The sequence below is a fragment of the Candidatus Neomarinimicrobiota bacterium genome (genome assembly GCA_034716895.1).
In the GTDB taxonomy this organism is placed as follows: Bacteria; Fidelibacterota; UBA8477; order UBA8477; family JABMPR01; genus JABMPR01.
This window is the reverse complement of the sequence record JAYEKW010000133.1, coordinates 1-11,893: the sequence shown is the minus strand read 5'-3', so window position 1 is coordinate 11,893 and position 11,893 is coordinate 1. Positions and strand designations below refer to the sequence as shown.

Below are 11,893 nucleotides of genomic sequence, written 5' to 3'. Positions count from 1 at the left end.
CCCTGAGCCTGCCGAAGGGAGCAGGTGCAGCCCACGACTTAAGTCGTGGGTTTCTGATATCCATTACACATAGTGATAACAAAATAAGCCCACCCCCAGAGGAACCCCTCTGGTCTGCGTTTCACTACGCTGCGACAGGCCCAGGAGGGAATTTACCAGCTCATGTTTGCTACGCATGCATTCGTAATTTTGTCTGATTCGCTGTGATAAAAAAGCCATCACATTGCTGCAATGGCTAATTCATAATTCATAATTCATAATTCTCAATTGGATTGTGCCCGAGATCCGGCGTCGCTCTCCGAGCTATGCCGTGACTTGTCCGGCTATGCATACAGCTGCGCCGGGACGCGCTGGAGTCATACCTATTTTTTTTCTTGACCAATACAATACCTAGAGTTCGTTTTCTTCGTTCATTTCGTATTAAAAAGAAAAGCCATCACATTGCTGCAATGGCTAATTCATAATTCATAATTCATAATTCATAATTCTCAATTGGATTGTGCCCGAGACTGGAGTCGAACCAGCACGTACTATAAGGTACACTAGGTCCTGAACCTAACGCGTCTACCAATTCCGCCACCCGGGCTATCAAAAAAGCAGGCTAATCTAATCCGACATGCTTCTTGAGTCAATCAGCAAAAATAAGAATGATGGTGCGATCAACAAGAAAGAGCGAACCCACTAAAACCAACACCAGCAAGGGCTGCAAAGCGGCTATTCTTATAGCTGCTAGTGGCCAGCTCTGCTGTGGTTTGTCCCATAATATCTTAAAGCTTTTCATAAAAATAACACCAGTGAATCCGTAGGCGTAGGGTGCCAGCGCTGGAGTGCTCCCCCACAAAGTCGGCATGGTATCCATCTGCCAGTGGATCAATTGATATTGTGATAGAAGCGCTTCAAAAAAGAAGGAAACGAAGATCATGGTCACAAAGATCAGTGGTAAATGCTGATCCCAGGACTTTGCGTGGAAATATTCCATACCGAGGTAACCATTACTCCACTCCCAACTGACATAACATAGATTCGGCCAGAGCAGCAAAAATACAAGAGGGATTCCCAGGATCGTGAGGTGAAAATCACCGTAGGTGTAATACTCACTGATCTTCACCAAAGCAAATTCCCGTAAGATGCTCATGATCAAACCACTGAACCAGAAGATCAGCATAAACTGAGTTGAGCGGGTTCTGGCAGCATGAAAAGTCAACAGACCGGTCATGAGGATCAGGGTTAATTCAATCAACCACACCATGTCCGCTGGCCTTGAGTTTTTTATTAAGTGACACGATTCCCAATATCATCATTGGAATATTGGAAGCGATGAGATCGTACCGTTGATTGATCAGTTCTGTTATGATCGCCACAGTGAGCAACAGATCGATGGCCCCATAAGGCAAATAAATGAAAAGTAGCTTTTTTATATATATCTCAATGCTTCAGGTTCAATTTCGTTCAAGATCGATTCGGTATAAAAGCACTGCATTGTAGATATGGACGGCAAACAGATCACTACCAAGCTGGGTTAGTTTTGGTAATGAGTAGGTCCAGGTCCCAAATGAACTCCGATGGACAATGCGACCTGATTTGTTGACACCCTCCAGCTCAAAATTACGGAAGGCCTGCCGACCATCCTCTCTAAAAAACGATTCATATCGAAGATACAGGAATAAGCCCCACTCTTGCAGATAGACAGCATCACTAATACTGCTCAGATCGATGGGATGGTAACTGGCTGCTACCGTTCCATCACCAAGGTTAACTATTTTCAAGTCCTTTTCAGTGATCACAAAAGCTGCTTTTTGTCCGAGTAAACCGATCTTCCAACTTTTCCAGGGATATGTCTTCAGAGAGTCCAGGCGATTGAAAAGGGTCAATTCAGTTTCGCCACCCCGATCGATCTCCAGAAAATAATAGTCTGTTGCAGGCAAAGGCTGCATCCCGGCCAGTGTTCCACGAAACAGAACTGGATCAAGGATGACGTGCTCATCCTCCCACAATCTCAATTCTATGGTAGACGAATCCCTCTGCCCGGACTCAAGGCAGGAAACAGCGGTTACCATTGCATGCCGCGAATAGAGTTTAGTGGCCAGCGTGTAGGAGGTGCCTTCCTTTGCCACGCCGGAGCGACAGGAATTGATGTGGAGCAAGGTATCCTCAGCATTAAGCTCTAATACCCAGGGTTGGCCCTTCTCGGTGAGTAGAATGTTCCGATGACCAGTGATCTGATAGCTTAACTGCCCTTCCATCAGATCAACTGCATGGACGATGGTATAGTCCGCTTCCCCCTTTTCGTTAAACATTTGAAAGGAATACAGCCGTTCCTGCCGATCGATCCGGATTGAGGGGTTTTCCTGGATCAACATAAATCCGTGCTGCAGCGGATCCATCACAAACCGATCTCCTGGAGTTCGGGCAATCTTTCTGACCTGATTACCAGTACTATCATAGTAAACTATTTCAGTATTTGTCAGCACGAGTTCAATGGGAAACCCGGTGCCATCCGGCCGGAAATAAACTGCTTCCAGCTGTGAATCAAAGGTCCATTGGGCATAGGGTTTGATCTGCAGAGTACTGGCCTGGAGACCAGCAGAAAGTGCCATGATTAAGAAAATGAATGTTGATAACGGTTTCGATCTCATTTCAATAGCAGCAGTTTCCTGGTAGCGCTCCAGCGTCCTGATTGATTGATCCGCACCAGATATGTGCCGCTGGCCAGCGTTTTTCCCCGAATGTCAGTAGCACTCCACTGATGGGTATATGACCCTGCGGACTGTGATCCAAAATTGTGGTGATACACTTCTCTACCGCTGATATTATAGATCAATAAATCCACTTCACCGCTCTGATCCAGTGAATAGCCGATATTAATTGATGCATTAAATGGGTTTGGGTATATAGCTGATACACAGAAGCTTAGCGGTACCTGTGATTCATCTATGCTGTTCATTCTAGCGAAATAGAGGAATACGCGTTCCAATAGGTCTGCTCGTGAAGCTGTCAGCTCAATGGTTTCAAAAGGGAACCCCATTACAAAGCTGGCCGAGGTGTCATCGCGGTAACTAACAGCTGCAACAAGTGAGTTACCGTACTGGAGAGCAATCTCCCCACTAGAGGAAGGTGTAAAATAGTCCGGCCAATCCTCGATATAGGGTGTTGCTCCGTAGTCAAAACTAATCCCGGAAAAATGGGCACCAACGCCGTTTACGTGCATGTTGCCAGCATTATCACCAGCATAATTCACGTGCAACACCTGGTTCAGAAAGGCTTGATCTCCAGTTGAACCGGCACTCAGATCATAGCCAATCTCTGCTCCGGATGCGAAAAAGTTACCACCATTTGTCAGGTAATTTGAAATAATGTTTTGCTCAGCAGTATTAAATGTCTCATCCGTGCGACTCTCATCTCCGGTGAACCAGAGCACCGTTTGATAGTCATTCAGATTCTGAGTCTGGATAACCCATTCATTGCTCACCGTGCTTATGGAAGATTCTAACCCGCTATTGACGACAGCATCTGAATAATAGCAGGCAAAATCATGATGATTCTGGGTCCAGGAGCCATTTGTGCGATCAAAACCATCCACGATCAGGACTGACGGTGCGCTACTGTTCAAGCGAACACCATAACTGTCCGACGGTTCACTCCGGTTGGGAATCGGAGCAGCGTCCACGGCAATCAGGCGAAATTTGATAATGGCATTCTCTGGGAAATTGGGAACCACGAAGCTGGTCAGATCAGCGGTGAGCACATCAGGTCCATGGTTGGAGCTCCAATCGCTGCCATTAAATGAGAATTCCAGGATATATCCGGCCAGATCAGGATCACCGGGTGAGGACCATTCAAAATAGAGATCCCCATTCACATCTGGACCAACATAGTTTAAAACAGGTTGTCCAGGTGGCAGCAGATCAACATCACTGATGTTCACTCTCACAAAGGTGGTATCCCAGTTATCTCTGGTGTCTGAACTCATGACCGACACAACATAGGGACCTGGTTCATAGAGGTCACAATCCAGGAATCCGTTTGCGCTAATGCGATTGGTTACGATGTATTTATAAATGCTGGTGCTGGATCCGGGAGCATAGACATTGTTAATATAGGAGTTCGAATACAGCTGGTCTGCCTCGAACCAAAAATGTGGACCAGCCAGGACTGTGTTGGTATCACTGGAGTAAAGCGCCCAGCCAATGGTGTAGATCCCATTATTCATATCAATACTGGACCACATGTCGGTGGTATCTGCTGCCTGGGCGACAATATCGACCCGTCCGCTAATACTGGAGGAAGGAAACTGTGAAAAAGTTCCATCCAACACAAATTGAATGATGGGTGAGCGAGGATGATAGGGGTCGTTGAATGGCACAAAGCCATTGGGTAGTAACGGATTGCCGGATGGATGACCACTGGCACCGCCCCCGTAATTCAGATGAATATGGGCATAGCTATCGGTCCACCCCACCACTGCACCCTGGCTAACTGAATTCCCTACTTGAAGAGCCGGGTTGTGATTAACGTGAACATAAGCAAAATCTTCAACCCTGATCCAATCTGATCCAATTCCGGTTACCTGACCGCCCATGATGCTTAAGACCTGACCACCGGGAGCCAGTGGAAGGTCGGTTCCACTGTGGAAGTGGTCCCGATTTTCACGACATTCGTCAAAGGTGGCTGAAATGCGGTGTTGCTGATTCATGGGTGATATGGGCCAGGGGAAGTTATGGATCTGAGCACTGAGAACAGATGGCAATAGCATTGCAAGGACAGGTACCATCAATAAAAGTGCCCTTAAGCAATTCGCACTATTCAAGTGTGATCCAGAATTTGCAGAGCAACGATCCAAACGTGGTGCAGGAAAGACCCGACTTATGGAATTCTGCACCTTAGCGTATCTCCAACCATTCGTAATTGGTGCCGATAAAGAAGTGATCCCCATCCGAATGGAGCTGGAATATCTTCGGGAAACGCGGGTCAAGTTGGATGCGCTGGGTACGTTTTGTTTCGGGGAAATAGATCTGGGCTGCGTGGGAATTACGTTTCACAAAGAAATCTACCGGTACCCTGATGACCGCCATTTGCCCCTGATCGTTGATGGACAGCCCCAACGAGACCCTATCTGCATGGTCATAATGGATCTGTCTGACGCGTTTTGTTTGCAGATCAAATAGTTGAATATCCTCATGGCTGCTAAGTGCTGCCAAATAGCGACCATTGGATGAGATCGCCAACTCGTGCCCGAAATTCTCATTGCTCCACAATACCTTACCTCTGGCAGAGACTTCAACGATAAGCGGATTCATCTTTTGGTCTTGTGGATCATAATCATAACCACTGATAAAGAGGCGATTTGCCTGAAAAATAAACTTCTGCAGGTAGCTGAAAGGCAGGATCGAGGTCTGTTGGTTGCGACCAGCAGCGTTGATTCGAATCATCAGGGCGGCCTGAGCAACAGATCCAGCACGCCCTGGTCGTTCTAGAATGATATAGCACTGATCATCAACCCATTGCAGATAAATGTTGCGTTCAAGACTACGATCCCCTTCACTTTCATAGAGCTGTCCTTCGGAGATCAGGTTACCAGCTTGATAAAGATAGATGTGTGCTCGAACCGGGTCTGCCAAAGCTAGAATTCCCTGGTCCGAGATCGCTGCTACCAGAGGCTTTAAGTCGGCAGAAGTTCCACGGGATACCTTGTAAACCAGCTCGTCCAGGCTATTCAAAACAAAATAATCCGAGGAACGTTGACTATTCTTAATCTGATCCAGATCCTGAAGCATACTTAACAAGCGATAGTCTGATGATGGCGAAAGATTAATGGTTGCTTTTGCATCGTAACTTGTTAGAGCTCTAATCTCTTGACTCACAACCTGATAGTGATGGTGTGTTGAAGTGTAATAAAGGGGCGTTCCGGCATGAACGGTCCATGAGCTGGCCGCATCAGTCAATTCGATGAGCTGGTTGAGATCAGCCCCCTGTGAAATTCCCATAACCAGACACATCATGATCAGAGATCTCTTAAATAAATTGCTCATTTCAGTTCCTCAAAAATACTATTTGCTGGATGTAATAGTGAAGTATGATATAACGATTTTCATGCGGTTAATATACACTACCGAACTGGAATTGACTTGATGTAATCAGCTATCCTGTGATCAGACGGTCCCAGGATAGCTGATTGCTTGAAAAACTAGAATTCCAGACTTAGACTGAACCTTCTTACATCACTGAGGATGCCCCAATCACCATAAGCCAGATCCAATTTGAAGCGAAGATCCCTGGTCAGCAGAATATTGATCCCCCCTCCCAGATTGAAGCGTTCCGGGGAGAACGAGTTGCCATCGTCATCGACATCATTCAGGTAAAAGGTTTGTCCGGCTCGTAAAAAGGCCAGATCCATGATATTAATCTCCCCGCCAAAACTAATGCTTTCAGCGTAGTTATTGGGATGGGCAGCATCCATGGCCAGGGTAAGTTTGCCATGGGGTATCTTGAACACATCTGCAGCCACACCAACCCGGAAGGTCAGCGGCAGGGACCAATAATCTGTATCGAGGTGACCATTGATCTTGGAATTGTTTCCTTCCTGATCCGGTGCAATATCGATCTTGAGTAAGGTATCATCACCCTTGAGCTGCATTTTGTTGCCAAAATTGGTGACACTCATCCCGATCTTCATATCCTTGAACTGGGTTCGAAAAGTGGTCCCCAGGTCAACGGCTACTGAACTGGCTTTCATATGCCAGATCTGTTCTTCGATGTATTTGACATTGGCTCCAAAAGAGAAGCGATCGGTAAAGCTACGCCCCCACCCCAGCGTTGCACTAAAGTCAGTAGCACCAAATTTTTCACCGGTGCCTTCCGGCTTTTCGATGGTCCGCACATCCATTTCTTCCACAGAGATACTGGTTAGCGCTACACCAATCGTTCCCAGGTTTCCCATGGGAAATGCGGCTGATACATTATTAAAATCGATACCGGCCAGCCATTTTGTTTGAATAAAACTGACTTCGCTCTTATTCATCAATGCCAAGCCAGCAGGATTCCAATACAGGGAGTGAACATCATCAGCAACTGCTACATAAGCATTACCCATGGATGTTCCTCTTGCTCCAATGCCGATCTCCAGGAAAGAAGCCGCTGTGGTGCCCCGTTTTGAAACGGCCTGGAGATTAACTGATACTAACAGGGTCAGGGTCAGCAAAACAATACGACGGGTTATCATTGAATTTCTCATGTTTGCCTCCTATTTGATCACTGCAAATTTACCAACGATACTGCCAACATCCGGAGCATCGATGTGGAATAGATAGACACCATACGCTATCTCGAGTCCATCACGAGACAGCAGGTTCCATGATTCTACTCCGTCCCATATATCAGAGTTATGCTCCAGCGTATTTATATATTTACCACTGATAGTATATATCTTGATGGTGCATTCCGGCGGCAAATGAATAAAATCGATCTTACGGATTCCTCGTCCCGAATCATAAAGATGTTGAGGTTCCCAGGACGCAGTTACGACATAGGGATTGGGCACAACCGCTATGTTTTTCAACAGACTGACCGGTGCATTCACATCCACGTCACCACCAACAGCATTGAAGGCCAGAACATCTTTCGCTGAGAATGGTTTGCGTGATTTGATAATGAATTGATCACCTGGTGTGGGAGCCCAATCTTCCCATTGCTGGTTCTGGTTTCGGGCAACTGAGTTCTCTGTGCCGATCCAGATCGTGCCATCTGCCATTTCGGCTACGGTCTTGATCTTATTTGTGCCGAATTCAGGGACATCCTCCTTGGTATAGGCGATGTACTGGGATCCTGGAGCAGCATCAAGATCAACGATGTTGTAACCATCCTTGGTAGACAGGTGAATACGCCCATCCGCTGCAACCATGACATGCTCCACCTTCCTATTCAACAAACTATCTTTATTGGAATAGACAAAGGCACTATCGACGAGGTCGTAGATCACCAGGCCTTTATCCTTGGTGCCGATATAAAGACTATCACCAACTACCTGGAGGGCCAGGATCTTATCAGTGGGCAATTCAGAATTATCCTTGTTCAGATACCAGAAACTGCTGTCAGATGGATTATAAAACTCCAGACCTTCAGATTTGGTACCCACGACGATGGCTCCGCCACCCAGGTCAGCCAGAGCCAGTGATTCGTTCTGGATGATCCCGGTCAGGATAGTATCTCCTGAAACGGTCTTAAAGGTATCGGCAACAAAATCAACATAGGTTATGGCATTTTCGGATAATATTTCACCTACATCACTGCGATGCCAATCCCAACGCATGAGTCCTTTTAGCGAAATGGACCAAAGGATTCCTTCAGAATCTTCCAGAACCTGATTGAAAACCAGAAAATCTGTCTTGACCTCATCAGGGTTTGCATCCAAAATGATCAGATCGATGGCATAATCAAGCCAGCCTAAATCAGTATGAACATTCAATCCATTTGAAGTTCCGACTAACAGACGACCGCTGTTATCATAGTTCAGATTTCGAATATTGTTGGATAGCAGACCTTCCTCTGTTGTGATGTTAGACCATGTCTCACCATCAAAGACACCCAAGCCATGATTTGCTGTGGCAAAAGCCACGAGGTCATTCCATTCGGCTATGAAACTCACATCACCAACCTTGGCGTCGGTGACCAGTTTCCAGGTCACTCGCATGTCTCCTCCAGCTGTGACAATAGGATAGATCACAGCTCCCGGTCTAATGATCGTATCGGTGACAGCCGTGGTATAAATAAAATCCACAGGGAGATCATTGGTCAGATCTTCCAGATGGAAGGCAGTCGCTTTGTTATTGATAGAGGTATCCGTGACCACGGGATCAATGGTCAGGAGATAATCAAACGGCACCGGGATAAAATCTACTGTATTGTATTTCTCCTGAGTAATATTAATGTCAAAATTCAAGCCTGAAGTCGTCCAGCCTGATTCTGCTTCCAGCAGGACTATTTCATCGTTCTCAAGATTAATTCTAAAACCTTCTGTGACCATCCCCCGACCTTCTCCACTAAGATCGGTCTGATCACTGAGCAAAACATCACCAGTGGTCAGATTTTTGAGCTGGAACGAGCTGGTCAGTTGACTGATCTCATCAATATCATTGGCATCGATATTAGGTTCTCCAATATCTGGAATGGCATTGGCCTGCGTTCCATCAGGATTGGTGGAGGGATTCCAATTGTCTTGATTTGGGTCATTCCCCAGGTTAAGAGCTGTTTCTGAGCAGGGGTTGTCTGGGTCACCGGTTTCCCAGGCATCATCACAGCCATCGGCTCCTACATCTGAATAGATCGGCTCCCACCCATCCCAGATCCCCAGGGTTGGTAACAAGGTGAAACTGGTGTCAGGGATATCAACAAAGTACCTGAGATAGGTCGTATCCTGTGAACTGACAGTCTCTGTATCGACCTGTGTGGTGATGTAATAATAGCCACTAAAGAGAAACTGGGTCGTGGTTTGAGTAATGCCCTGAATGACATGACCGCCTCCCAAATTTACGATAAGCGTATCTGAATTTGGCGGGATCAGGACCTCCAGGGTTGGATTCAGATCAATATGGGTTGTATCATCAGTCCAGGTACGCCAATCCCCATCATTATCGATCTCATCTTCTGACCAATCACGAAAGGTGATCTCATATTGATCGCCATTGCGAATACTGGACGGATCGATAACACTGATTTCAAGAGTCCCTGTTCCCAGGGTAGTCGTATTATCAGCCACTATCTCCGGTGCTATATAGGCCATGGCAGGTGCGTTTGGCACGACCATAGCTGTATTGATATCAAAATTAATGGCATCACCTGATGCATTGATCTCGATCTTCTTGGTACATTCTGAAGGGGTAATGGGTGGTCTCAGATCAACATCAGAAATACCCCGTTCATAGAAATCATAATCATAGCCATAGTCATAAGCAACCACGGCATAATAGTAGGTTTGTCCATTCTCCACATCAGTGTCAGTCCAGGAGTGGCGCAAACCGGTATCGGTACCCATGTCCAGATGGATGCCATTCAAGCCGTAGGGATGCGGACCGGTCAGGCCATCGGCCAGATCAAATTGGGCAATGGGTTTATTGAAGGTCTGATTGCCATAGGTATCTGTGATGGTCCAGACTTCATTAAAAGCCGGATCCGTGGCCCGATAAATACGATAACCTTCAAAATCGTGACCATAGATGGGATCCATACTGTATTCTGCTTTATCATCCCAATAGAGGGTCACCTGACCATCACCAGGAACAGCAGTCAGTTTTGGTAAATTAGGTGGTTTGGCGAAGTTATAGTCACTATTGTATATCTGTTGCATGGTTTCAGAATTACGCAGAATATCCTCGTAATCATTTCCAAAGATCAGGGCAACTGCAAATTTGCGGTCCTCTTCCTGGGGCAGGGGGAAGTAAGCCGAGCCATACATAAACGTGATATCAACGGTTTGGGAAATGTTGGTGAATGATCCCGGAGCAAGCTGACCCCAGGTTACACCATCTCTGGTCAGATCAATTCCTGGATAGCGAGCAGCAGTAAAGCTGGTGAGTCCGATCTGATCTGATTCGTCATTATCGGTATATTCGAAATTCGGTTCACCCAGATCCGGAACCCCATTACCCTCGGTGCCATCTGCATCCGGTCCGGTGTATTCTCCATAGTTGGGCCCAACGCCATCGGCACCGATATCATCCACGTAGGGATTCCAATCGCCATCGTTATCGATGCCATCATCCTGTCTTTCATCGATCATGCCATCTTCATCATTATCGATATCGTCCAGGGGATTCCCAGGAGATTCGAGGTATTTCCAGCCAAAGTAGGCCGGGACGTAACCGCCATTCAGAACTGACCACATGTTATGATCCCACTGGTAGACGATATCATTGGCAGTTTCGAACCAGGCATCATCGTCATATTGATCGCCATCATCCCCTACATCAGCATCACCGTACATGCCAAAGACGAATTTCTGATAATCCAGGGAACTCATGTTTTTGATCCAATAAGTAAAGATAAGGATATCCTCAGCAGCAGGATGAGCCCATTGATAGCCACGCACTGAGACGTCCACTCCCAGACCGCGTTTAAGACCATCATAGATCTGATATTCAGTTCCAGTTGGCGATTGATTTGCATTCCCAATGAACGTCTTTAACCGTAATGTGTGATCACTGATCAGTGAATCGATTTCATACCATTTGTCTCCGGATACCTTAATGACATCCGGTCGCCGGCCACTGCGCACATCCAGGGCATCGGAACGATTGACATCCCGCACAAGGTCTTCAAACGAAGTATTCGCATCAAGCAGCATGGCATAGGCACCTGAATCGCCAGCCATGAAGGGAATGATCTCACCAGTGTGAAGGTTGTCATCCAGCAACATGGGATAGTGACTGAACTCATCATTATTGAAATCATCCAGGTGGAAATAGCTTTCCTGATCAGCCCGACTATACTTACCATACTGTCCAGCCCAGGCATTATCCCAATCATCTGGTAGATCCACCCAGCTCAAGGGCCAGGAAAGTGTGTCATCACTCATCGCAATCAGCGAATCATTGGAATTTGCATAACCCAGACGTGGTTCAAACTGCCATAAATAGTCACCTGAAGAGGGCAGATCGATAGAACTGGCCGGCATACCTTCACTGAGGATATTAATCTTTCCGCCACCCCTGGTGTTGTCTACTTCTGCAGCAACAATGGGTGAAAACTCAGCCAGATAGGAACGACCTGAGCCAATGGGGTAGATCCCGCAATCGTAACGACCTGGGGAATTTCGCCAATCGGCTATGGCACCATAGTTGGAAAATCTGGTCAATATTTTGTTGCCATTATGAATTGCCAACCGTCGATTCCCGTGTCCGTT

At 46.6% G+C, this 11,893-nt stretch carries 6 protein-coding genes and 1 tRNA gene; all 7 read right to left on the bottom strand.

All coding sequences use genetic code 11. The annotated features are described in order from the left end of the window. Positions 1-500 precede the first annotated feature (500 nt). Positions 501-586, bottom strand: a tRNA-Leu gene (locus U9Q77_08570). A gap of 42 nt (positions 587-628) precedes the next feature. After that, complete coding sequence (locus tag U9Q77_08565) at positions 629-1,249, bottom strand: hypothetical protein (protein MEA3287412.1); 621 nt, start codon at positions 1,247-1,249, stop codon at positions 629-631. 190 nt (positions 1,250-1,439) lie between these two features. Continuing rightward, positions 1,440-2,636, bottom strand: a complete 1,197-nt coding sequence (locus tag U9Q77_08560) for a hypothetical protein (GenBank protein ID MEA3287411.1) — start codon at positions 2,634-2,636, stop codon at positions 1,440-1,442. Then, a complete protein-coding gene (locus U9Q77_08555) occupies positions 2,633-4,771 on the bottom strand; it encodes a T9SS type A sorting domain-containing protein (GenBank protein MEA3287410.1) in 2,139 nt (712 codons plus the stop codon). Before U9Q77_08555 ends, U9Q77_08560 begins: the two co-directional genes overlap by 4 nt. Positions 4,772-4,880: 109 nt before the next feature. Further along, on the bottom strand, positions 4,881-6,029 hold the full coding sequence (locus tag U9Q77_08550) for a hypothetical protein (GenBank protein MEA3287409.1): 1,149 nt from the start codon (positions 6,027-6,029) through the stop codon (positions 4,881-4,883). 155 nt (positions 6,030-6,184) lie between these two features. Beyond that, the gene (locus U9Q77_08545; GenBank protein MEA3287408.1) at positions 6,185-7,231 is read right to left on the bottom strand and encodes a PorV/PorQ family protein; all 1,047 of its coding nucleotides are present in this window, start codon (positions 7,229-7,231) and stop codon (positions 6,185-6,187) included. A gap of 9 nt (positions 7,232-7,240) precedes the next feature. Beyond that, the gene (locus tag U9Q77_08540) at positions 7,241-11,872 is read right to left on the bottom strand and encodes a hypothetical protein (GenBank protein ID MEA3287407.1); all 4,632 of its coding nucleotides are present in this window, start codon (positions 11,870-11,872) and stop codon (positions 7,241-7,243) included. Positions 11,873-11,893 lie beyond the last annotated feature (21 nt).